General features: G+C 66.8%; 18 protein-coding genes. 14 read left to right on the top strand and 4 right to left on the bottom strand.

The features are described 5' to 3' along the window. Positions 1-15 precede the first annotated feature (15 nt). The 5 genes from D187_RS12670 to D187_RS12650 all read left to right on the top strand — a co-directional run bounded on the left by D187_RS12670 (position 16) and on the right by D187_RS12650 (position 6,506). On the top strand, positions 16-651 hold the full coding sequence (locus D187_RS12670; protein ID WP_081713669.1) for a TetR/AcrR family transcriptional regulator: 636 nt from the start codon (positions 16-18) through the stop codon (positions 649-651). A 720-nt stretch (positions 652-1,371) separates the two neighbouring features. Continuing rightward, positions 1,372-2,187: an isochorismatase family protein gene (locus D187_RS59185; RefSeq protein ID WP_076606151.1), complete on the top strand. Its 816-nt coding sequence runs from the start codon at positions 1,372-1,374 to the stop codon at positions 2,185-2,187. Positions 2,188-2,383: 196 nt separating this feature from the next. Continuing rightward, on the top strand, positions 2,384-3,700 hold the full coding sequence (locus D187_RS12660) for a hybrid sensor histidine kinase/response regulator (RefSeq protein WP_043429760.1): 1,317 nt from the start codon (positions 2,384-2,386) through the stop codon (positions 3,698-3,700). 92 nt (positions 3,701-3,792) lie between these two features. Further along, positions 3,793-6,030, top strand: a complete 2,238-nt coding sequence (locus D187_RS12655; protein ID WP_245591697.1) for an ATP-binding protein — start codon at positions 3,793-3,795, stop codon at positions 6,028-6,030. After that, entirely contained in the window at positions 6,027-6,506 is a 480-nt protein-coding gene (locus tag D187_RS12650; RefSeq protein ID WP_002623304.1) for a response regulator, read from the top strand. The genes D187_RS12655 and D187_RS12650 overlap by 4 nt, the downstream gene beginning before the upstream one ends. A 127-nt stretch (positions 6,507-6,633) precedes the next feature. Here D187_RS12650 and D187_RS12645 read toward each other — a convergent pair whose 3' ends face one another. After that, positions 6,634-6,921, bottom strand: a complete 288-nt coding sequence (locus D187_RS12645; RefSeq protein ID WP_002623305.1) for a pentapeptide repeat-containing protein — start codon at positions 6,919-6,921, stop codon at positions 6,634-6,636. A 234-nt stretch (positions 6,922-7,155) separates the two neighbouring features. On the opposite strand from D187_RS12645, the gene D187_RS12640 reads away from it, so the two are divergent. The 3 genes from D187_RS12640 (at position 7,156) to D187_RS12630 (ending at position 10,277) form a co-directional block, all read left to right on the top strand. Continuing rightward, positions 7,156-7,401, top strand: coding sequence for a hypothetical protein (locus D187_RS12640; RefSeq protein WP_155893331.1), 246 nt, complete (start codon positions 7,156-7,158; stop codon positions 7,399-7,401). A gap of 364 nt (positions 7,402-7,765) precedes the next feature. Further along, the gene (locus D187_RS12635) at positions 7,766-10,000 is read left to right on the top strand and encodes an RCC1 domain-containing protein (protein WP_043429578.1); all 2,235 of its coding nucleotides are present in this window, start codon (positions 7,766-7,768) and stop codon (positions 9,998-10,000) included. A 31-nt stretch (positions 10,001-10,031) separates the two neighbouring features. After that, a complete protein-coding gene (locus D187_RS12630; RefSeq protein ID WP_002623311.1) occupies positions 10,032-10,277 on the top strand; it encodes a TetR-like C-terminal domain-containing protein in 246 nt (81 codons plus the stop codon). 76 nt (positions 10,278-10,353) lie between these two features. Here D187_RS12630 and D187_RS12625 read toward each other — a convergent pair whose 3' ends face one another. Beyond that, positions 10,354-10,749, bottom strand: a complete 396-nt coding sequence (locus tag D187_RS12625; RefSeq protein ID WP_002623313.1) for a winged helix-turn-helix transcriptional regulator — start codon at positions 10,747-10,749, stop codon at positions 10,354-10,356. Positions 10,750-10,859: 110 nt separating this feature from the next. On the opposite strand from D187_RS12625, the gene D187_RS12620 reads away from it, so the two are divergent. From D187_RS12620 to D187_RS12610, 4 genes are all read left to right on the top strand, one after another. Continuing rightward, complete coding sequence (locus D187_RS12620) at positions 10,860-11,978, top strand: alkene reductase (RefSeq protein WP_043429574.1); 1,119 nt, start codon at positions 10,860-10,862, stop codon at positions 11,976-11,978. 194 nt (positions 11,979-12,172) lie between these two features. After that, positions 12,173-12,319, top strand: coding sequence for a hypothetical protein (locus D187_RS55020; RefSeq protein WP_155893329.1), 147 nt, complete (start codon positions 12,173-12,175; stop codon positions 12,317-12,319). Positions 12,320-12,429: 110 nt separating this feature from the next. Beyond that, the gene (pelA, locus tag D187_RS12615; protein WP_002623318.1) at positions 12,430-13,599 is read left to right on the top strand and encodes a pectate lyase; all 1,170 of its coding nucleotides are present in this window, start codon (positions 12,430-12,432) and stop codon (positions 13,597-13,599) included. A gap of 318 nt (positions 13,600-13,917) precedes the next feature. Continuing rightward, entirely contained in the window at positions 13,918-15,045 is a 1,128-nt protein-coding gene (locus D187_RS12610; RefSeq protein WP_002623319.1) for a CapA family protein, read from the top strand. 121 nt (positions 15,046-15,166) lie between these two features. On the opposite strand, the gene D187_RS12605 is transcribed toward D187_RS12610, so the two are convergent. Then, positions 15,167-16,765: an RICIN domain-containing protein gene (locus D187_RS12605; RefSeq protein ID WP_043429569.1), complete on the bottom strand. Its 1,599-nt coding sequence runs from the start codon at positions 16,763-16,765 to the stop codon at positions 15,167-15,169. Positions 16,766-17,152: 387 nt separating this feature from the next. Then, positions 17,153-19,912: an AbfB domain-containing protein gene (locus tag D187_RS12600; protein WP_002623322.1), complete on the bottom strand. Its 2,760-nt coding sequence runs from the start codon at positions 19,910-19,912 to the stop codon at positions 17,153-17,155. Between the two features lie 225 nt (positions 19,913-20,137). On the opposite strand from D187_RS12600, the gene D187_RS12595 reads away from it, so the two are divergent. Both D187_RS12595 and D187_RS12590 read left to right on the top strand, forming a co-directional pair. Next, a complete protein-coding gene (locus D187_RS12595) occupies positions 20,138-20,902 on the top strand; it encodes a hypothetical protein (protein ID WP_002623323.1) in 765 nt (254 codons plus the stop codon). A 153-nt stretch (positions 20,903-21,055) separates the two neighbouring features. Further along, the gene (locus D187_RS12590) at positions 21,056-22,726 is read left to right on the top strand and encodes a hypothetical protein (protein ID WP_002623324.1); all 1,671 of its coding nucleotides are present in this window, start codon (positions 21,056-21,058) and stop codon (positions 22,724-22,726) included. Positions 22,727-22,855 lie beyond the last annotated feature (129 nt).

Below are 22,855 nucleotides of genomic sequence, written 5' to 3'. Positions count from 1 at the left end.
GAGAAGAGGAGCACCGTGGATCGTGTGAAGACGTTGCGAGCGGACGGCCGACGCAACCGGGAGCGGATCGTCGCCGCCGCCGCGGAGCTGGTCGGCAGGGATGGCGCGCGGGCGTCGCTCGAGGAGATCGCGCGGCGGGCGGGGGTGGGCTCCGCGACCCTGCACCGACACTTCCCGTCGCGGCGGGCGCTGTTGGAGGCGGTATTCCGCGTCGGCGTCGCGCAGCTCTGTGAACGGGCAGCCGCGCAGCCGGGCGAGGACCCCAGCGCGGAGCTGGCTGCATGGCTCGAGGAGGTGACGGTTTACACCGCGACCCACCGCGGGCTTGCCGCTGCGCTGCTGGCCGGCCCGGATGGCCTCTCGCCAGAAGAGCTCTGCAGCACCGGCATGCTGCTCGACGTGTTGGAGGTTCTGGTGGCACGAGCCTCGTCCGTGGGCGCGCTTCACGCCGGCGCCACCGCGGAGGACCTGATGCTCTTGGCGAACGCGATCGCCGTCGCCACCGAAGACGATCCGACCACCGCGAGCCGGTTGCTGCGCCTCGCGCTCTCCGGCATACGGTCTGAAAACCGGAACGGTCCCCCTTCTCGGCCGGGTCGGGCTCGGGCGCCGACAAGAAGTAGGCGTTCGCGGTCTCCGTTGTCGACGTAGACCACGCGGCCTGGGGGCTCGCGCGCCGGGGCTCGCCTCGCACCTGCCGGGGGCAGGCCCAGGTGCTCCAGAATCGCTCGCATCCCTCCCGCCTCGTTCACGTCCGCCAGCACTCGCCGCCTGCCCAGGGAAGTTGGTGGAGACACCGCGGCGCGAGGCAGTCACGGCCTTGGACAGGTTGGGCGCTGAAGTCTCTATGTGACGTGTCTGTCCGTGCTCGGAACGGTCCTTGCCATGGGTTGTGGTGGTCCCGAGCAAGTCAGTGGTTCTATCGAGAGTGGTGCGCAGCCCTCGTCCATCGCTCCGGATGCGCCTGCACAGGAGGGGGAAGACACGAGTCCTGGCACCACCCCTTCCGAGGCCGTTGGAGACGCCCACCAGGGAGGGGAGGTCCACCAGCTCAATACATGGACTTCATACTGCACGGCACACGTATATGATCCTCCTGGCCAATCGTCTCTTCCAAACAAGACGGTTTATTGCCAGATGCAAGGAGGGCCTGCATTTGAGTCCGGCTACACCGGGCCTGTCGACGGGGTCATGGGAACTAATAGCTGGAAGGGTTGGCAGGTTCTACTTCGCCAGAGGTATTTCGGAGTCTGAATCGAAGTCCGCTGACACGCCGATCAGCGCCTCGGTGTCGCGGCGGAGGACCCGCGTCGCCTGGTCGACCCCGCCGAGCAGGCCCTTGGGCTCCGCCAGCACGCGGATCGCGTAGCGGTGGAGGGGTGGTCGAGCCGGCGTCGACGCCGCGGTGGCGGAGGCCGCCCGCCTGCTCGAACTGGCCCGCCGTCGCGGCGTGCCGGTGGTCCACGTGGCGCACCCACGCCCGGCGGCCTGTTCGATCCGCGGGGGCCGGGCAGCGCCTTCGTTCCCGCCGTCGCCCCCATCGACGGCGAGGTGGTGGTGACCAAGGGCCTGCCCAACTCCTTTGCTGGCACACCCCTGCACGACCGACTGAAGGCCATCGGCCGGCCGGAGCTGATCATCGTCGGCTTCATGACGCATATGTGCGTGTCGGCCACGGCGCGCGCCGCGCTCGATCTCGGCTACCGCGGCACCGTGGTGGCCGCCGCCATGGCGACCCGCGACCTGCCTGACCCGCTGGGCGGCGTGCTCTCCGCCGCGGAGCTTCAACGCGCGGAGTTGGCGGCGCTAGGGGACCGCTACGCGGTGGCCTGGCGCGGCCGCTGTGCACGCCCCAGCTGCCTGCCGCTCTGCTCAAGCGAGGGCGGCCAGGGCAGGGGTGTGCCCCAAGGGGTTGTACCGTCCCGTGTACCGGCGCGGCGCGCGGCCTTGCTGGCCCCGTCAGCGGCCCTCCTCGGCTCCTGCGCTCCAGCCCTCACCCTCCACCTGGCTTCTCTCCCGCCTATACGCCGAGGGCGCGCTGCATGCGGAGAACCGCTCCGAGGGCGGCGCCCGCTTCGTCATGGGGTTGCCGGCGGCGGGCGAGCCCGTCTCCGCTTCGGCCTCCGCCGCGGCGTGAGGCCCGCGCGGCGCCGGTCCACTCGCGGAACATCTCCTACTCAACATTGAAACCGGCGTGCTGGGGGCGTTGTCGGCCAGGGATATATCTTTGTCTGAGAATCCTGTTTAGTATGTGATTTGAAATTGGACTGCCCACATTGGTCGCGTGTCTCACCTATCTGTTCTCGAGAATTGATAGGCATTTCCGCGGTTTTGGATGCGGATAGGGGACTCGGAAGAGGGGGCAGGTGGGGGGGTGTACACCATGAGTCTCTCAGCCGTGCCCGCGCCGCGTGTCCTGGTCATCGATGACACTCCGTCGATTCACCAGGACTTCCACCGGCTGCTCGCCGAGAGCGAGGGCGGCGCGTCACTCGCGGAGTTGAGGGCCTCGCTCTTCGGCATGCCTCCACCCCGGCCCAAGGGGTATCGCTTCGAGGTGGACTCCGCCTTCCAGGGAGAGGAGGGTCTGCGGCGCGTGAAGGCCGCACTGAAGGAGGGGCGGCCGTACGCCCTGGCCTTCGTCGACGTCCGCATGCCGCCGGGAATGGACGGCGTGGAGACCACCGAGCGCCTCTGGCGGGAGGACCCGGACCTCCAGGTCGTCCTCTGCTCGGCGTACACGGATTACTCCTGGGAGGAGGTGGTGCAGCGGCTGGGCATCAGCCAACGGTTGCTCATCCTCCACAAGCCCTTCAGGAGTATGGAGGTGCGGCAGATGGCCCACGCGCTCGCCGAGAAGTGGGAGCTGCTGCGGCGCGAGCGCAGGCGGTTGGCGGAGCTGGAGCAGGCCAACGCCCAGCTGCGGCGGGAGACGGAGGAGCGCAGGCGGCTGGAGTTCAAGCTCGTCCAGGCCCAGAAGCTGGAAGCGCTGGGGCGGCTCGCCGCCGGGCTGGCGCACGAGGTCAACAACCCCCTCAGCTTCATCATCGCCAACCTCCACCACGTTCGAGGGGAGCTGAAGGCGCTGGCCGCCACCCAACCCCCGCGAGACGTGGAGGAACTCCAGGAGTCCTGCCACGATGCGCTCCAGGGCTGCGAGCGCATCCAACGGCTGGTCCAGGACGTGCGGGGGTTCTCCCGCGGCAGGAGCTTCCCCGACGCGCCGGTGGCGCTGGACACGGTGCTGGAGGATGCCCTCGCCATGGCGAACCTCACCCAGGTGCCGGGGCTCCGGGTCGAGTGGGCGCGGTGTCCGGTGCCGCCCGTTCTCGCCGACGAGCATGGGCTGGGGCAGGTCTTCCTCAACCTCATCATCAACGCCCTCCATGCCGTGGCGAAAGGGCCCGCCGAGCCCCGCATCCGCGTGGCCACGGGCCTGCTCGCGGATGGCCGGGTGTGGGCGGAGGTCCAGGACAATGGCCACGGCATCGCCCCCGAGGACCTGGGCCGCATCTTCGAGCCCTTCTTCACCACCAAGCCGCCGGGCGTGGGCACCGGGCTGGGCCTGTTCATCTGCCACGGCCTCATCACCGGGTTCGGCGGCGAGCTCTCCGTGGAGAGCCAGCCGGGCCAGGGGGCGACCTTCCGCGTCCTGCTGCCAGCGGCCCCCGCCGATGCGCCTTCCAGCGCGGTGGCATGAGCTTCCGGGCGGGCAGCCTCCGTCCCCCCCCGCCCTGGTGTTTGCGGTGGGTCCGTGCGTGGATTCACGCTCCAGCCCGTTGAGCGCGCTCCATGCCGAACTCGATTCCTTCCCGCCCTCGTGCCTCCCTGGCCCGCGCGACGCTCCTCAAGATGGGGATGCGCATCGCGTTGGTCATCGCCCTGAGCACGCTCTTCAGCTACCTGCACCTGTTCAAGACGCTGCGCGACCAGTCCCTCCTTCAGCTGGAGCGGTCGGTCGTCGAGCGCGGCCACCGCGAGGAGTCCATCTTCCTCCTGGCGGAGGACCACCATGCCTTCCTCAAGAAGGCCCTCCAGGAGCGCATCCAGTCCTTGAGCCAGGAGGAGGCGGCCTCCCGCTTCGCGCGCCTGACCGTCCAGCTCCCCGACGGGACGATCCGCAGCCGCCCCGAGGGCTTCGATGGCACGAAGATGCCGGGGTTCATGGTGTTCCGCGGCGTGTCCCCCAACGCGGAACTCCGCCAGCGGCTCGTGGCGGCGTACGACGTGCTCGTCCAGCACGGGCCGCTCCTGCTGACCCGCGTCGCGGACATCTACATCATGATGCCGGAGGGAGCGTTCGTGACCCTGTGGCCGGAGCGCCCCACCTATACTCAGGACACCGAGCCCGACTTTCCGCTCTACACCTTCGATTACTTCACCAACAGCCTTCCCCAGAACAACCCCCAGCGGAGGACGGCCTGGTCCGGCGCCTTCCTGGACTCGGTCTCGAAGGTCTGGATGGTCACGGCCTCCACCCCATTGGATGTGGAGGGCCGTCATGTGGCCACCATCGGCCATGACATCCTCCTGAATGAGCTGATGGCCCGCACCGCCAAAGGCCACCTGCCCGGCTCGTACAACGTCATCTTCCGCGACGATGGTCAGCTCATCACCCATCCCGAGCTGAAGCTGGATGGCACCGAGGCCTACAACATCCGCGACGTCTCGTTGTCCGGGGGCTCCACCCAGTTCGGCTCCCCGGAGCAGCGGGCCCACCTGCGGCACATCTTCGAGCGGGTGATGGCACGCGCGTCCGCCCAGAGCGTGCTGGAGCTGCCGGAACACGGCGAATTCCTCGCCACGATCCGGCTGGGGGGCACGGGCTGGAACTTCGTCACGGTGCTCCCCGAGAAGGAGCTCACCATGCCCGCCCTCCTGGCGGCGCGCTACGTGCTGGTGTTCGGCCTGGCGTCGCTGGTGTTGGAACTGGCCATCATGTCCTGGGTGCTGCGGGAGCAGATCTCCCGCCCCCTGCTGGATTTCACCCACGCCACCGAACGGATCGCCACCGGGAACTTCCAGGTCCAGCTGGACACCCGGCGTCAGGACGAGCTGGGACAGCTGGCCTGGTCCTTCGGCCTCATGGCCGACGAGGTCCAGCGGCGCGAGGAGGCCTTGCGACAGGCCAACGAGGGGCTGGAGCAGCGGGTGGACGAGCGCACCCGGGAGCTCAAGGACGTCCACCGGCAACTGGTGCAGGTGGCACGGCAGGCGGGCCGGGCGGAGGTCGCCACCAGCGTGCTGCACAACGTGGGCAACGTGCTCAACAGCGTCCACACCTCGGCCATGCTGGCCAAGGAGCGGCTGGTGGGCCTCCAGGTGGACGACGTCGGCCACCTGGCCACCCTGCTCGAGGAGCGGCGCGATGACCTCGCCACCTTCCTCACCCAGGACGAGCGCGGCCGGAATGTCATGCCCTTCCTGAGCGGGCTGGGACAGCACCTGCGCAAGGAAACCCATGAGGCCGTGTCGCTGCTCGACGAGGTGGGCCGGTACACCGAGCACATCGGCACCATCGTGAAGCTGCAGCAGAACTACACCCGGACACCCCGGCTCAACGAGCCGGCCCACCTGGTGGAGCTGTTGGAGGATGCCTTGCGCATCAACTCGGCGGGGCTCACCCGTCATGAGGTGCGGGTGGTGCGGCACCTGTCCCCCGTGCCCCAGCTGCTGACCGACAAGCACAAGGTGTTGATGATCCTGGTCAACCTCATCAGTAACTCCAAGTACGCCCTGGATGCGGCGCCCGCGGAGCAGCGGTGCCTGACGCTGCGGGTGGAGGCGCCCACGGCCGACCGCGTCCGCATCGAGGTGAGCGACAACGGGGTGGGCATCGCGCCGGAGCTGCTCACACGCATCTTCCAGCACGGCTTCACCACCCGGGAGGAGGGCCACGGCTTCGGCCTGCACTCCAGTGCGCTGGCGGCCCAGGAACTGGGCGGCACGCTGACGGCGCACAGCGACGGTCCCGGGCGCGGCGCCACCTTCACCCTGGAACTGCCCTGCACACCCCCGGAGGCGGCATGAGTGACAAGCGGCGGATCCTGGTCATCGATGACTCCGCGGCCATCCACCAGGACTTCCGGCGGCTCCTCTGTCCGGAGCGAGGCGGGAGCCCGGAGCAGCTCGCATCGCTGCGGACGGCCCTCTTTGGCGCGCCCCCCGCTCGTGCGCGGCCCGCCGGTCCGGAGTTCGAGGTGGAGTCGGCCTTCCAGGGACAGGAGGGGGTGGCCAGGGTACGGGAGGCCGTGGCGGCGGGTCGCCCCTACGCGTTGGTCTTCCTGGACTACCGGATGCCGCCCGGCGGCAATGGCGTGGAGACGCTGCGGGAGCTGTGGAAGGTGCACCCCTCGCAGCGGGTGGTGCTCTGCTCGGCCTACTCCGACTACTCCTGGGAGGAGATTGTCGAGGAGTTCGGCGAGACCCCGCTGCTCAAGGAGCTGCGTAAGCCCGTCAACGGCCACGAGCTGCGCCAGCTGGCGCTCACCCTCACCGAGCCGTAGGCCGTCCCATGAGCCGGTGGCGCAGTACCCGGTGCAGCTCGCCGAGCAGCGGGGACTGCCCCATCTGCTGCATCACCAGGTCGTGACTCCGAGCGGGGGCGCCAGAATGCAGTGGCCGAGTACGGCTCTACACCAGCTTTGCGGCATGCCCGAGAGGGTTCATGAAGCTGAAGCACGGCCAGAGCGGCAGTCGAATGGTGCTTATGTCGCAGTTGAAGAACCGGCAGCCATTGAGGCGGGCCTCTGAGAAGTCGCAGTCCTCGACCCCACCAGCCTTCTCCCTGTCGAACAGGTCCGCGCGGAAACCGAAGTCGTTTCCGCTGAAGCTGCCCTTGAAACGGCACCCCTTCAGCTTCATCGGTGCCCACGCCACGCCCTTCAACAGGCGGCGCCCGGGGTGGCCTTGTCCGTCCATCCCAGTGCCTGTTCCCCGGTACGTCCCCGCGGGAGCGGGAGCACCCATGGTGGGCCAGCCGGGCGAGCAAATCGCACCCATCGACCGCTCGCCAAACTCGCGAGTACTTCCTCCAACAAGGGAGCCTGGAATCTGGGCCGCGGATGAGACGAAAGCGGTCAAGAAGCCTGTGCCTGTGTCCCCGCCAGACTTTGACGAACTACTGGCTGCTCGGCCGAGTCCCGGCACTCCGTAATGAAAACCGTTGAGAGTGCTGTGTGGTTCTCCGCGAAAATCAAGGCGATTCGCGCCGAGGCAGGGCGTGACGCCGCGAAGTTCGAGGAACTCTGTAAAGAACCGGTGCTTGCGCGCGAAGCTTCAGAGCAATTCCCCGATGACCCACTTTTGTACCAGCAGCTTCAGTCCGCGTTGGAGAACGAGATCATTCTAGCAAGATGCGGCCTCTTCTTGGCCGACTCCGCTTTCTGGGACGAACTCTAGCACGACTGGTAAGCCCAGACGGCTCGCGTCGCCTCGTTCCTTCAGCGGGCATCGTACCTCCCCCAGTCCTTCCCAGCACGGCAGGGGTGCCACCTCCAACTCCACTGACACCTCCTGCGGCGGGGGCTGTCCGTGCCCGCGAGGGTCTTCTCCACGCCAGGAACCATGCACTCAGGCAGGTTGGCTGGGCTTCGATGCCTCGTCCGCTCGCGGAAGATTTTCACCACCTCGCTTCACCATCCGCCTGGAATTCGTGCCGGGCCCAGGTGCGGTGCTTTTGTGAAATTGACTTTGATAATCGATTTCATCTAGGACGTGGCCGTCTTTTCCGTCCCTGGAGACCGCTTCAACCTGGAGGCCTCGAATGCAAAGCAGCACGAGGTGGTGCATGAATGGACTGTTGGGTGTCTGGCTTGGCGTCTTGCTGTTGGCCGGCTGTGGTCGGTCTGGAGGCGCTTCAGGTGAGCAGGGGATGCGCGCCTCTTCACTGGGGGCGGCGCGGGCGCCGGCCCGTATCGCGACGGGAGGTTCTCATTCCCTGTCCGTGCACCAGGATGGCACGGTCTGGGCCGTGGGCGGCAACTCCGTCGGCCAGTTGGGAGATGGGACCACGAGCCTTCGCCGGGTACCGGTGCGGGTGCTGGGCTTGAGCGGGGTGGTGACCGTGGCCGCCGGTGGGGGCCACTCGCTGGCGGTGCACTCCGACGGCACCGTGTGGGCCTGGGGCAACAATTCCTCCGGCCAGTTGGGGGACGGGTCCTTCGACAACCGCGCCGAGCCGGTGCGAGTGCGGGGCTTGAGTGGGGTGGTGGCCGTGGCGGCGGGCGGGTATCACTCGCTGGCGGTGAGCGCCGACGGCACCGTGTGGGCCTGGGGCAACAATTCCTCCGGCCAGTTGGGGGACGGGTCCTTCGACAACCGTGCCGAGCCGGTGCGAGTGCGAGGCTCGAGCGGGGTGGTGGCCGTGGCGGCGGGCGGGGCTCACTCGCTGGCGGTACGCTCCGACGGCATCCTGTGGGCCTGGGGTGACAACCTCTATGGCCAGCTGGGCAACAGGGGCGAGTTCAACTCTTCCGAGCCGGTGCAGGTGCTCCGGGTGACCGGAGGGGTGACCGTGTCCGCTGGCGCCAACCACTCGCTGGCGGTGAGCGCCGATGGCACCGTGTGGGCCTGGGGGGACAACAGCCATGGCCAGCTGGGCATTGCCAGAACCACACCGTTGCTGTCGATTCCAGGGCGGGTCCCGGAAGTGCGCGGGAGCGTGGCCATGGCCGCTGGCGACAACCACTCGCTGGCGGTGCGCGACGACGGCACCGTGTGGGCCTGGGGCTCCAACGGCCATGGCCAGCTCGGCAATGGCTTCATGGTCGACAACTCCGAGCCGGGGCGGGTGCCAGGGCTGGAAGGTGTGGGGGCGGTGGCCGCGGGCAGCAACCACTCGCTGGCGGTGCGCGACGACGGCACCGTGTGGGCCTGGGGCTCCAACGTGGAGGGCCAGCGGGGGGATGGGACCACGGGCCAGCTCTCCGCGCCGACGCGGGTGCCTGGGGTGAGCGGAGTGGTGGGCGTGGCCGCGAACGTCTTCCACTCGCTGGCGGTGAGCGCCGATGGCTCCGCGTGGGCCTGGGGCCACAACAGCCATGGCGAACTGGGGGATGGCTCCACGCGCAACAGCCCGGCTCCCGTGCGGGTGGATGGGCTGAAAGAGGTGGTGGCCGTGGCCGCGGGCAGCAGTCACTCGCTGGCGCTGCTCGCCGATGGCACCGTGTTGGCGTGGGGTGACAACACCTTTGGCCAACTCGGGGATGGCACCCGGGCCAGCCACTCCGTGCCCGCACAGGTGCGAGGGCTGCGAGGGGTGGTGGCCGTGGCCGCGGGCAGCAGTCACTCGCTGGCGCTGCTCGCCGATGGCACCGTGTGGACCTGGGGTTACAACCTGAACGGCCAGTTGGGCGATGGCACCACCACCTACCGCTACGAGCCGGTGGCGGTGAAGGGGCTGGAAGGGGTGGTGGCCGTGGCCGCGGGCGGCAACCACTCGTTGGCGGTGCGCTCCGACGGCACCGCCTGGGCCTGGGGGGAGAACGTCAAGGGCCAACTCGGGGATGGCACCCTGACCAGTCGCCCGGCGCCCGTGGAAGTGAAGGCCGCGGCCAAGGCCGTGGCGGCGGCCCAGGGCCTCTCGTTGGCGGTGGGCTCCGACGGCTTCCCGTGGGCCTGGGGCAACAACTCCTCCGGACAGCTGGGGGATGGTTCCACGACCTCTCGCCCGATGCCGATGCGGGTGCAGGGGGCGGGCGAGGTGGTGGCCGTGGCCGCGGGCAATGGCCACTCGCTGGCGCTGAGCCCCGAGGGGGGCGTGTGGGCCTGGGGCCAGAATGCCCGGGGACAGTTGGGGGAGGGCACCCTGGACAGACGCCTCGCGCCCACGCGGGTGCAGGGCTTGAGCGGGGTGGTGGCCGTGGCCGCGGGTGGTGCCTTCTCGCTGGCGGTGCGCGACGATGGCTCCGTGTGGTCCTGGGGCGACAACGCCTTCGGCCAGCTCGGCAATGCACCGCCCGTGTATGCGACCTTCGTCGTTCGCTCCCTGCTGGAGTGAGCGCGGGGCCTCGGAGGAGCGTGAACGCGCCGTGAGCAGTGCCGATTGGGAAGCGGCGGCTTCCGACGCCGTCGCCTCGGTCGTCGCGGCGCTGTCGGGCTACGGCGTGGCGGAAGACGACACCGACCGCATCCGGTTCGTGCGCGCCGCGCTCCACGGATTCGTGGACCTGGAGCGGAGCGGGGGATTCGCGCTCCCCGCGTCGGTCGACGAGAGCTTCGCGTTCCTGATCGACGCGCTCGACGCGACCCTTCGAGCACTGCACACGAAACGATGACCCCTCGGGTCATCTAGCGGCTCGAGGGACGGAGGGAGGAGGTGCAAAGGGGTCATGGGCGGATACTCGCCCACGATCAGCCTCCCGAGGCGCGCCGTCCCTCCGTGTCCACTCTCGCGTCAAAGTGGGCCCGCGCCCGGCCTACATCGTCGTGATGCTCGATGGTCCAGCGGTACAACGCCAGGAAGGGCTCTCCCAATGTCCGGCCGAGTGGCGTCACCGAGTATTCGACGGCGATCGGCGAGCCGGTGAGCACCCGGCGCGCCACGAGGCCATTGCGCTCCAGCCGCCTCAGCGCATCGGTGAGTGCCTTCTGCGTGACCCCTTTCAATCGTCTCTTCAAGGCGTTGAATCGCGTCGGCTCGTCGAACAGCACGGCCAGGATCAAGACCGACCACTTGTCCGCGATCTGATCGAGGATATAGCGGTTGGGACATTCCAAGTCGAACACCTTCTGGTCATCGTCAATCAAGGTGGTTTCCTTTCGTATACCTAGTTGTCTTCAAGTGCGTCATTGACGCCTGTCATGGGGGCCCTGCTATACGATTTGTATTTGAATGCCGTTTGAAGCGAGGTGAGTTCATGAATTTGTTCGCCCCTTATGACCTGGGTCGCATCCACCTGAACAACCGGATCGTCATGGCGCCAATGACCCGCGCCCGAAATCCTGACAATATCGCCAACGAACAAACCGCGCTCTATTATGCCCAGCGGGCGACGGCGGGGCTGATCGTGGCCGAGGGAACAACGATCTCGCCGGAAGCGCAGGGCTCTATCTCGGTGCCGGGCATCTGGTCTGAGCAACAGGTCGCGGGTTGGTCCAAGGTGACTCGTGCCGTGCACGAGAAGGGTGGCAGGATTTTCTCGCAGTTATGGCATGTCGGGAGGATGTCGCACAAGTCCGTACAGCCGGGCGGGGGCCAGCCCGTCAGCGCCAGTGCTGTCGCGGTCACGACTCACCCGATGAACACCGCCTTTGTCTATCTTGAGGACGGCACCGCGGGCCGGGCCGATCCCACTCCGCCCCGTGCATTGGCCGTGGATGAGGTCGTCAGGGTCGTGGAGGATTTCGCGAATGCCGCGGAACATGCCCGGACCGCGGGCTTCGATGGTATCGAGGTGCACGCGGCGACCGGATATCTGTTCGAACAATTCCTCAACCCTCACGTCAATCTCCGTACCGATCGTTACGGCGGATCGCTCGAGGGGCGGGCGCGCTTCGTGCTCGATGTCGTCGATGCTATCGCCGCTCGGATCGGTGCGGACAGGGTAGGGATCAGGCTGTCGCCACACAGCACGATCTTCGACATGCCGGAGTATCCGGAAAATGGTGAGACCTATCGCTATCTCGCCGAAGAGTTGGGCAAGCGTGGCGCCGCCTATCTGCATCTGCACGACCTCGGCTATCTTCTGAATGACGGTGTCCCTCTTCTTTCCGACGAGCTGATGCGCGACTTGAAGACCGCATTTGGTGGCACCGTCATCCTTGCCGGCGGATTGTCGCGGACTCGCGCGACGGCGCTGATCGAACGCGGGCTCACAGACCTGGCGGCCTTCGGCCAGCCTTACATCGCCAACCCAGATCTGGTTGAGCGTTTCCGGCGTGGCTTCCCACTGGCCACGCCCGACCGCGCGACCTACTACGGCGGTGATGCCCGCGGGTATACGGATTATCCGTTTGCCGGGCCCGACACTCCGTAAGCGGAGTGCTTCAATCTCTTCAACACGAGAGAACTTCGGCGGATACGACGGATTCATCCCGCCGACGGCGGAGGCCGTGAACCCGAACTTCGGCAAGCCCACGGCCTTGGCGGGGCCGCCGCGCAGCTTCCAGTTCCCCAATTGGCCGGGCTGAGGCGGCCCCGGGCGTTTTGTAGGGAAAGGTGTCCAACTGTTTGGGCAGGTCGTTGTACAACGCCGACAAGTTCTTCACCGGCCAGTCCCGCGAGTTCGCGCTCTACAACCGAGCGCTCAGCGCGTCCGAGGTCCTGACGCTGTCCGGCGACAATACCGCCCACGGCCATCCCAGATATTCCGGTTAAGCATTAATTGCTGGATGAAATCAGGATTATCAGGGACAATGACAGCCCGCGCATCAGCGCAGCCTCGCCAGGGGGACTCTGGCGAGCAGGAGAAAGAAAAGAGAACCACGATGAGTTCACCGCGCACGGGCCTTGTCACCCTCTTCGTCATGAACCTGCTTTGCGCCTGCGGAGGTGAGGAAGGCGAAGGCAGCGGTCCGTACAGCATCACCACGGCCGCGAGCAGCGCGCCCACCCTGGATCAGACCAACAACCCGGTGTACGCCGAACTCAACACCTACAAGAGCTGGCTCAGCACCAGCACGAACGCGGCCACCGCGCTCGCGGCCGACACCACCAAGGCCAACAACATCGTCTCCTGGCAGATGCCGCACGGCGGCTTCTACAAGATTCCCTCGTGGTACAGTTCCGCCTGGAACGGCAAGGCGGCACGCTCGGAGTGGCTCGGCGCGAACGGCGTGGAACTGGGCACCATCGACAACGGCGCCACGGTCTCCGAAATCCTCTTCCTCGCCGACGTCTACAAGCGCGGCGGCAAAACCAACCACCGCGACGCCGCCCGCCGGGCGCTCGACTTCCTGCTGACCATGCAGTCCTCCTCGGGCGGCTGGCCGCAGGTCTATCCGGCGCGTACCGGCACGAGCTACTCCAACTACATCACCTTCAACGACAATGCGATGGTGCGGGTGCTGGTGCTGCTCGATCATGCCTCGCGACAGAAGGCGCCGCTCGACGGCGACATCTTCACCGCCGAGCAGCGCGCGAAGCTCGCCACCGCGATCGACAAGGGCGTGAACTACATCCTCAAGGCGCAGATCGTTCAGGGCGGCGTGAAGACCGTGTGGTGTGCCCAGCATGATCCGGCCAGTTACGCCCCGAAGGGAGCCCGGGCCTATGAGCTGCCCTCCAGGAGCGGCAGCGAATCGGTGGGGATCGTCGCCTTCCTGATGACCCGTCCGCAGACCGCCGAGGTCAAGGCCGCCGTCCAGGCCGCGATTGCCTGGTTCAAGAGAAGCACGGTCAAGGTCGCCAACACCGCCTATGTGAAGCGCCCCTCGGGCAACACCGACGACTCCTACAACCCGATCCAGACCCGGTCCGGCAGCACCATGTGGTACCGCTTCTATGATCTGAACCAGGACAAGGGTTTCTTCAGCGACCGCACCGGCGGCAAGTTCTACAACATCATGGACATCGAGGCCGAGCGCCGCTACGGCTACCAGTGGGGCGGCGACTATGGCACCAAGCTGATCAACTACAGCGACTCGGTGGGCTACTGAAGTCGCCTCCCTCCGCCAGATGCACGACAGGCGACTCGGGCGCGGTCGCTGACACAGCGCCTCGCCTGGGCGGAGTCGGACGTCCGGTGCCCTCCCAGCGAGCCTGGATCCTCGCCGGGCGGTTGCGCGGGCGCTTCGCGCTGGTGTTCCCATGCGCTCGATGAGCGTCATGTCCACCCTCTCGGAAGGACGCGGCTCACTCCGCCGCGTTTCGAGGAGGTGGGCCGCCATGAACATGACGCGGGTGCTCGAAACCTCCCCACGGGATTCGCACCACGCGGCCGGTCGGGCCCCTGGCTCGGCGCTGGAGCGTTGAGCATGCCAGCGCCAGCACACGGGGAGGCCCTCACTCTCTTTCTCTGTGGCGACGTGATGACCGGGCGAGGCATCGACCAGGTCCTCCCCCACCCGTGCCCGCCCCATCTGTACGAGTCCTATGTGCGTGACGCCCGGGACTACGTCGCACTGGCCGAGGAGGTGAACGGTCCCATTCCCCGGCCAGTGGGCCTCGACTATATCTGGGGTGATGCGCTCACGGAGCTGGAGCGGCGAGCTCCGGACGTGCGGTTGATCAACCTGGAGACCAGCATCACCACCAGCGAGGAGTGGTGGCCAGACAAGGGCATCCACTATCGAATGAGCCCGGCGCACGCCGCCTGCCTCACGGCCGCCCGCATCGGATGCTGCGCGCTGGCGAACAACCATGTGCTGGATTGGGGGTACGAGGGACTCCGCGAGACGTTGGCGACCTTGAGCCGCGTGGGTATCGCCACCGCGGGAGCGGGCACCCACCTGGAGCAAGCGCGGGCTCCCGCCCTGCTGGACGTCCCAGGCAAGGGCCGGGTCGCCGTGTTCTCGTTCGGGACGAGGAGCAGCGGCATCCCGCCGGAGTGGGCGGCGAGCACGGACAGGCCAGGGGTGGAATTGCTGGAGAATCTGGCTCCCGCCACGGCGCGCGGCATCGGGGCGAGGGTGCGCGCCATCAAGCACACGGGAGCACTCGTCATCGCCTCCATCCACTGGGGGGGCAATTGGGGTTACGAGGTGCCCTCCGCACAGCGGGAGTTCGCCCGGGCCCTCATCGACGAGGCGGGGGTGGATGTTGTCCACGGCCACTCCTCCCACCATCCCCGTGGCATCGAGATCCACCGGGAGCGCCCCATCCTTTATGGCTGTGGAGACTTCCTGAACGACTACGAAGGTATCCGCGACAACGAAGGTTTTCGTGGTGACCTGACCCTGATGTACTTCGTGACGCTGGAGCCCACGAGCGGCCGGCTGCTTTCCTTCCGCATGACGCCCATGCGGGTGCGCCGCTTCCAGGTGTGCCGGGCCTCCTCCGCCGACGCCGGGTGGTTGCAGGGCATCCTGGACCGGGAGGGCCGCCAGTTCGGCACTCGCGTCACCCTGGAAGGAGACGGCTCACTCTGGCTTCACTGGACCTGACCCCCAGCGCGTTCGGCGATCCCCGGCATCGACAATCCCGCGACGATGGCATGGGCGCTGGGGGCTCGGCCTTACGAATCGTCTGACACCCTGGCTGGACACCTTGGCTGGCCTTGGCCGGCTATTGTATCCGCCGCGGTCCAGCGCACGCCTTGATGCGGTCCCTCGCGGCCGTGCCACTGTCCTTGGTATACGAGTAGGGGACCGAGAACACGCTGCCACCGACATCCCGGGAGGTGGACGTCGACTTGCCGGTGTAGACGTTCCCGCTGTCGATCGCGATCGCGCCCGGAGCCTGGAGCCAGTGCGGCTTGCTCGCGTTCTCGAAGTAGTTGCTCTCGACGCGCGCTTGCGCATTCTCCGCGGCGGTGACGCAGAAATAGGACGTGTTGAGCCAGTAATTATTGTAGAGGTGGGCCTGCATCAGCGCGCCACCGAGCTTCGGGTTTCGCCCCGAGCTGTTGTCGTACCAGTTGTGGTGCCAGGTCATCTTGGCGTTGTTGGCGAAGTTCACGAAGCTGTGCTGACCGCCACACTGGTAGGGATTTCTCCCATTGATGTAGGTCCACGAGAGTGTGATGTAATCGGGATGGACGCTGGTCTCGGAGGCCGTGGTGCCAACGTCGAGGTAGCCATCGCTGATGAGCGAGATCGAGCAGTGGTCGATCCACACGTGCTTCGACGAGGTGATGGTGAACCCGTCACCCGCCTCGATGAGACCGGGGTTCACGTCGCGGATGTCGAGATTGCGGAAGATCAAATTCTCCTGGTTCCCAAGGTTGAACGACGCCCCGTAAAGGGTGGCACCGTCGCCCATGCCGATCACCGTCTTGTTCGACTTGACGTTGATGGTGGTCTCGTTGCGCGTCCGGGTGGCCGTCACCTCGTCCGAGTTGCAGGTGCTCGAAACCCGGAACTCCTTGATGGATTTGCCCTGGGAGTCACAGGACGCCTTCTTCTCGCATCCCGACACGGTGCGCGCAGCGGTCCTGAAGTCCAGATCATTCATGATGTGGAGCACGCGTGCCTGGCCATCCTCCAGGTACTGCTTGAGCTGGCTCGCCGTCGTGACCTGGATGGGGGTGGCATTCCCTCCACCCGTGGTGCCACCCGCCTGGGCGGCGAAGCCATCGGGCTTATCGGAGAGGGAGATGGCGCAGGGATCCTCACCACCACCCGCCGTGCCACTGGCCACCAGCTTGAACGTCTGGTTCGTCGACCCACCCCAACCCCACTGATGCAACCCCGTCCCGTTGCTCGTCCCCCCGCCGATGACGTCAATCACCAGGCCGCTGTGACGGGCGGTCAGCTTCACCGTACCACCGCCGGTGTCCTCGACCAGGAACTGCTGGTAGCTCCCGCTCGAACAGGACCACTGCTTGATCAGGGCGCCGTTGCTCGTCGATGCATCCGTGACGTCGAGACACAGGCCGCTGGAGACATTCTTGATGCTGTAGTAGCCGCCCGACTGCGTGATGAATTGGAACCGCTGGGCAACTCCCCCGCTGCAGGCCGAAATCACCGCCTCGGTACCAGCTCCCGTATTACCGCCCTTGGGCTGTACGCACTTGTCGCTTCCCACGCCGACGATGTTGTACGTCTTGCTGGTATCCACGGAGAGCGCCTCGGCGACTTCTCCGACGGCCTCGTCCAACCCGTGCTCAGAGGGCGCCCCCCCGCAGCTCGGAGTGATGGCCCCCACGATGGACAGCAGAAACAAGCAAGGAGCAGCTCCACGCATATAAACACCTCTTTCAATACATGAGCCGAACTGGCGGAGCCCTCTCTATCATAACGTTTCGAACGAGAAAATCATGACTAACCGGTTGATGATACGTTCTCGACAAAACAAAGGAGTTCTGGCCCGTGACACGGCCCCTTGCCCTGCACTGACCTGTGTGGCGCAGCGCGTCGCGACGGCACTGGAAACGCTTGATGGCCAGGAAGACGACGGAAGTAGCGGGCGTCGCGCGCCTGCCGCAACACCCGCTCCAGCTTCCGCCTGTCGTATGCTGTCAGCCCCAGCTCGGCAGGGCTCCTTGCCGGTCACATGCTCCAGACGCTGTGCATGCGGCCGGAATTTGTCTCGGAACTCCTGGCGACCTGCTTAGGGAGCCCAGGGGGACACGATGTTCCAACTCGTGTCCTCTTTGAAGCTGGTGGCCATGTCCCAACCGATCCCGAACCCCGACGCCGTCCACACCTGGGCGGCGGAGTGACGGATGTAGCGTCCGGGGAAGTTGAAGGACTCGAACGAGACACCGGTGCCAGACAGACCCGGCTGGGCACAGAAGGTGGCGTCCTGGTCGAAGATCGCCGAGCCGTCGGGAGCGTCCTTGCGGAGGCGGCTGCCCTGGTGGCGCAGGTACTGGCCGGGGTAGTTGCGCGACTCGAAAGAGTAGCAGCTGGCGTCCGCCAGGCCGGGCACGAGCTTGAAGGTCGCGTCCTGCTTGAGCGTGGTGGAGCTGGCGCCGTCCATCCCCTCGGTGAAGCCCAGGCTGTCGAGGTGGCGCAGGTAGCGGTGGGTGTAGCCCGGCGTCGTCACCTGGAAGGAGCGGTACTCGCCCACGGGGACATTCGCGTCGCTCTTCCACCAGGCCTCTCCCGGGGCCCATGTCGCGTCCTGACGGAAGCCCGTGGTGTTCTCCAAGGCCTCCAACCAGACCTCGCCGACGCGGTGGCGCACATAGAAGCCGGGCTTGTTCTTGGACTCCAGCGACGCGTACAGCGGGGACCCGTCGAGCGCCGGGCGAGCGCAGAAGGTGGCATCCTGATCGAAGAGCGCCGTGCCATCTCGTACATCCCTGCGCAGGCGGCTGCCGTAGTGGCGCAGGTAGCTGCCGGGGAAGTTGCGCGGCTCGAAGGAGTAGCAGCTGGCGTCCGCCAGGCCGGGCACGATCTTGAAGGTCGCGTCCTGCTTGAGCGTCCCGTTGCTGCCGTTGTTCACCACCTCGGTGAAGCCCAGGCTGTCGAGGTGGCGCACGTAGCGGTGGGTGTAGCCCGGCGTCGTCACCTGCAGGGAGCGGTACTGGCCACCAGCGCCCAGAAGTCCCAGGTTGTTGAGCTGACGCGAGGCGGCGATCAGGTTGAGGTGAGCGGTGCGCACCGGGTTGAGGTCCACCTTGAGGACGGCGCGGTCGTAGGTGTACATGCCGTTCACCTCGTTCTCCACGTCCGTGATCTCCGTGTAGACGGCCGCGCTCAGGCCCGGCTTGTTCATCAGGCTCTGCAGTCCCTGGATGAAACCCACATAGCGGGAGGTGAGCGCCGCGCTATCGGCGACCATCTCGTAACCAAAGCCGTTGCCGGGGCTCCACTCGTGGCCGGGGACGCGCAGGCCCAGACCGCCGTACTCACCCAGCACCGCCGCGCGCGAGGTCGACGCGGAAGGTGAAGCCGGGCTTGGGTAGACGTGCCAGTCCGCCAGGTCGCCGTTTCCACCGTCCACGGAGCCGCAGCAGTTGATGCCGCTCATGTTGTTCACCAGGCGGGAGGAATCCCAGCTCTTCACCAGGTCCGCCAGCCGGGCCTGGTCGTACTGACCCCAGCCCTCGTTCTGCACCACCCAGGTGATGAGGGACGGTGAGCTGCGGTGCTCATCCACCATCTCGCGCAGCTCTCTCTCGAACTGGCCGCGCGCGGTGGCGGAGGGCGTTCGGTTGTCCATCAAGGGCATGTCCTGCCAGACGAGCAGGCCGAGCTTGTCGGCCCAGTAGTACCAGCGCTGGGGCTCGACCTTGATGTGCTTGCGGATGAGGTTGTAGCCCAGGTCCTTGTGCTTCTGGATGTCGAACTTGAGTGCCTCGTCGGTGGGCGCGGTGTAGATGCCATCCGGCCAGTAGCCCTGATCCAGGGTGCCCATCTGGAAGACGAACTGGCCATTGAGCACCGGGCGCGGGTAGCCCCCCACGAGCTTGAGGCCCACCGAGCGCATGCCGAAGTAGCTCGTCACCTGATCGACGACGGTGGAGCCGCTCTTGAGGGAGACGCGCAGATCGTAGAGGAAGGGGCTGTCGGGAGACCACGTCTTGGGGTTGGGCACGGGGATGCGGATTTCAGCGCCCACGCCGCCGGTGGCACTGCCCACCTGGGTGGTGCCATCGAAGGCCACGGCCTCGACCGTCTGGCCCGACACGCCGGTGCCCCGCACCGTGAGGCGGAGGGCGGAGCCGGCCAGGTCCGGAGTCATGTCCAGCCGGGTGATGCTGGCCGAGGGCGTGGGCTCCAGCCACACCGTCTGCCAGATGCCCGAGGCGGACGTGTACCAGATGCCGTTCGGGTTCTTGCGCTGCTTGCCCACGGGCTGCCCGCCCTCCTCGGTGGGGTCATACACCCCGACGATGATCTCGTTGGTGCCCCCGTTGAGCTGGGGGGTGATGTCGAAGCTGAAGGAGTCGAAGCCGCCCTGGTGGCTGCCCACCCACTGGCGGTTGACGTAGACGGTGGCCTCCCAGTCCACGGCGCCGAAGTGGAGCTGGACGCGCCGGCCACTCCAGGCCGCGGGGACGGTGAAGGTGCGGCGGTACCACATGCGCTCCTGGTAGCGCTTGATGCCGGAGAGGCCAGACTCGATGGGGAAGGGGACGAGAACGCTTTCAGCGAGGTTCTGGCCGAAGGGAGGCGTCTGGCCCGCGGTGGCGTTACCGAACTGCCACTCGCCATTGAGGTTGAGCCAGTCGGAGCGGACCATCTGCGGACGGGGATAGTCCGGAAGGGCGTTGGTGGTGGAGACCTGGGCGGTCCACGGCGTGGAGAGGGGTGGCGTCTTGGGGGCCCAGGCAGCCTGAGCGCCTTGGAGCGACAGCAGGCCACAGAACAAAGGCAGCAAGCGCAAGGCGGCGCCGCCAGTCCATTGATTGCATTTCATGCGGGGGAATCTCCTGAATTGGATTGAATGAGATGTAATCGGTAGACCAGATGCCAACAAGGAATATTGTCAAAACAGGGATTGATTGAACCTCAATCAGTCTGCAAGGCGCGTACGTGTGGCCGGCTCCTATATGAGTGAATGTATCGAGTCGAAACATTCTTGACAAACTGGGGCGCCGCGGGCATTTGGTATCGGGTCGAAACAAAACGGAGGCACTCCCCCATGAAGTCCCATGTCCTGCTCGTCCCGCTGCTCCTCATCCCCACGCTCGCGCTCGCCCACGGCGATCAGAACCACTCACCGCCCAAGCGAGGCAAGCCCGCCAAGGGCCTTGTCGCGCCCGTCTCCCCGAAGGTGACGGCCTCCTTCGACCTGGTGCGCACCGAGGTGCGGCGCGAGGGCGGCCACATCCTCTTCCGTCAGGAGGTGCGGGAGGAGGCAGGCAAACTCACGCCCACGCCCACCGGGCAACTGGCCGGCAGCGAGGTGTTTTCCTACGTCTGGCCCACCTCCATCGACTCGGGGGCGGTGGGCTTCGACGCCGCGCAGGGCATCCTCGCCTTCGTGCTGACGGCCCACCCGGACTTCGACGACACGCCGCTGGAAGACGAGAACGGGGACGGCAACAAGGGCAACGACGGCAACCTGTGGCACAGCCACTGGGTGGTGCTGGTGAAGGACGCCTCCTGTCCCGGCGGCCTCAAGGTGCGCGACATCCCGGAGGGCACCAGGCCGAAGCTGCCGAAGACGTGGCCCGGCCTGCCCATCCTCATCGACTCCCCAGGCTTCAAGCCCGCGCTGCGGGGACAGGTGGTGGAGGTGCGCATCCCCGAGGAGGCCGCCACCTTCCCCGCGCAGTTCAACTACGACGGTGTCACCGCGGCCCTCAAGGTGAACGCCAACCTGCACGACCCGTTGCTGTGCGTCACGGGCACCTTCGACGTCGCCTCCGGTGACCTGAGCCTTCCCGGCCGCGTGCTGCGCTGACGCAGCAGGCCCCCTCTCTTCCCTTCAGTCCCGGGCACCCGTCGTGCGCCGCTCCCGACCGGAGCTCCCTCAAGCGGGGACGGAGCCTCTTATGCGCTGTTCATGATCGGTTAACATCAACGATTCCGTTATCGGATCATTATCGGAGGCTCATTGAAGCCGCACCTGTCCGCCCTGCTGTTGGCCTGCGCGCCGGCCTGTTCTGCCCGAAGCGCCATCCCGGTGCCCGCCCCCTCGCCCGCCACGGTCCATGCGACCATCACGATGCGCGACCCCGCCGCGCTCGAGGTCAGCTACGAGATTCCGCCGTCCTGCACGGCGCTGACGTTCCGTGACGACGGGGTGCGCCCCAATGCCGGTCGCGATGACGTCGGCCTGCGCAGCGACTGGAGCGCCGCCGACGACTGCACCGGGTTCGATGGGCGGCAACTCCGCCGCAAGAACGCATCCTGCAGCACGCTGCGCCTGCGCGTGCCCGCTACCAGGCGCAACAAGGACCGTACGTATCCGTGGGCCTATCCGGTCGAAAAAGGCTTGTATGTGCACACCAGCTCCTACGCGCTCACCGATGCCTGTGGTGCGGTCGACTGGAAGTTCGTCGTCCCTGGCGGGACAGTCGTGGTCGATGGCGTGACCACGGCGGAAAGCGGCGCACGCACTGCCGCTGCTGGCGGCGGCGATGCGATGCCGACCGTCCTGATCCAGCAAGCCTTCCGGCCCGGTGCGACATCCCGCGTCCATGCCAGCAGCAACTTCTCGCGGCAGACCCTGGCCTATCTGGACGCCACGCTGGACAGCATCGAAGGAGAGCTCAGGAAGGAGTTGCCCGGCCTGCCGTTCAGCATACCCTTCATCGTTGCCTCTCCTTCTGATCCGCACAATTACTGGGGTGACGTAGCCAATCGTACCGTGATGCGCCTGTCCTTCCCGCCCACGCCCGGCCGCGAACAGGAAGAGCTGCTGCATACCTTCGTGGCGCACGAGATGGCCCACCTCACCCAACCCCAGGACTGGAACGACAGCTGGAAAGAGGATGAGGCGACCGTCGGCGAAGGCGGCGCCGAATTCCTGCGCGCGGTGACGGCCGCCCGGCTCGGCTGGCTCGATCACGACGGCTTCAAAGGCGAACTGGAAAAGGCCGTGAACGGCTGCGTCCTCGCAGCCAATGGCAAATCCTGGAAGGCGCTGCCCCGCCGCGGCTGGGGGCGCATGCCCTACGACTGCGGCCTGGCTTTCTACGCGATCGGACTGTCGTCGGACGTCCCGCGGTCGTCCCTGCTGCGGCTGCGCGACTACAACCGCAAAGGAAAGCAGGGCGAGCGCACCGATTTCGCCCGTGAGCTCGAATGCGGCGCCGCGCAGGACTGCCAGCCCCGCTGGCTGCCACGCCTCGCGGGCACCGAAACGCTGGAGAATGTCCTGCGGGACTACGCGCGCCAGCCCGGCTCCCTGCTGCGTGTGACCTCGGAGTGGAGCCCTGCCATGGTCAAGCCGATGGCCTTTCGCCACATCGAACAACTGATGCGCGCCGACTGCAACGGCGCCGTCAGCATGTACCAGGAAGCGGCGGCGGCGCGCATCGCGCCCGGGCCGAAGTGCGGCGTGCTGCGCGCGGACATGGTGGTGGTGCGCGCGGAAGCTCTGCCGCTATTCGAGGACGCCGGCGCCGTCAAGGCCTCGGTCAAGGCCTGCCAGGAAAAAGGTAAGACTGTGCTGGGCCTGCAGGATGGCAGCAGTGCCACCCTCGCATGCGGACAATCGGTCAGCCTGCCGGCACAGTTCTTCGGCGTCGATCCCGAGCGGGCTCAGGCCCTGCTGAAGTAAGTCCCGACGGCACGGGGCGCTCCCTCGAGCGGGGACGGAGGAGGGTCGCAGCCCGCGCTGGATTGCCCCCTTCCAGAGCCTCCAGTGCCACTGTGACGTGCGTGGCGACGCCCTTCTGGGCCCCCTTCC

Source organism: Cystobacter fuscus DSM 2262, from assembly GCF_000335475.2.
GTDB classification, from domain to species: domain Bacteria; phylum Myxococcota; class Myxococcia; order Myxococcales; family Myxococcaceae; genus Cystobacter; species Cystobacter fuscus.
Note: the sequence above shows the minus strand (reverse complement) of the source record. Positions and strands in the feature narration are given on the sequence as shown.